The sequence below is a fragment of the Pseudomonas sp. dw_358 genome, from assembly GCF_018449655.1.
Classification (GTDB): Bacteria; Pseudomonadota; Gammaproteobacteria; order Pseudomonadales; family Pseudomonadaceae; genus Aquipseudomonas.
Genome location: NZ_JAAVUX010000054.1, coordinates 1 through 565, shown reverse-complemented (window position 1 = coordinate 565; position 565 = coordinate 1). Strand labels below are relative to the sequence as shown.

At 57.5% G+C, this 565-nt stretch carries 1 protein-coding gene; it reads left to right on the top strand.

The window, feature by feature from the left end; translation table 11 throughout:
- The coding region (locus HB675_RS25710) for an integrase core domain-containing protein (RefSeq protein WP_213881968.1) at positions 1-489 on the top strand (489 nt) is incomplete at its 5' end.
- Positions 490-565 lie beyond the last annotated feature (76 nt).

Here is a 565-nt window from a genome sequence, read left to right as displayed (position 1 = left end):
CTGCAACGAAGCGTGAATCAGGAGAAATGCTGGCGTCAGCCTCTGGTGCTGCACTCGGACAACGGAGCACCGATGAAATCGGTGACGCTGCTGAGCAAGATGTACGATCTGGGCATCACGCCGTCGCGTGGACGACCTCGGGTAAGTAACGACAACCCATACTCGGAGTCACTGTTCAGGACGTTGAAGTACTGCCCCCAGTGGCCGAAGGATGGATTTACCAGCCTGGATGATGCTCGTATCTGGGTGAGAGATTTTATGACCTGGTACAACACCGTGCACCGCCATAGCCAAATCCGCTTCGTGACACCCGCTCAACGTCACGAGGGTAAAGACCGGGAAATACTGGCCCGTCGAGATGCGATATACGGGCAGGCCAAGGAAAAAAGACCGGAACGATGGTCAGGCGAGACACGCAACTGGAACCCTGCCGGGACGGTGTATCTGAACCCTGAAAGGGAGCTGACCGTGGTCGTAAAGGTCGCGTAGCACGACGGTGGACGCGACAACTACCTTGAAAAACGCCGCCAGAGCAACAACGCCGCCGTGATCCCGGCCGCGATCC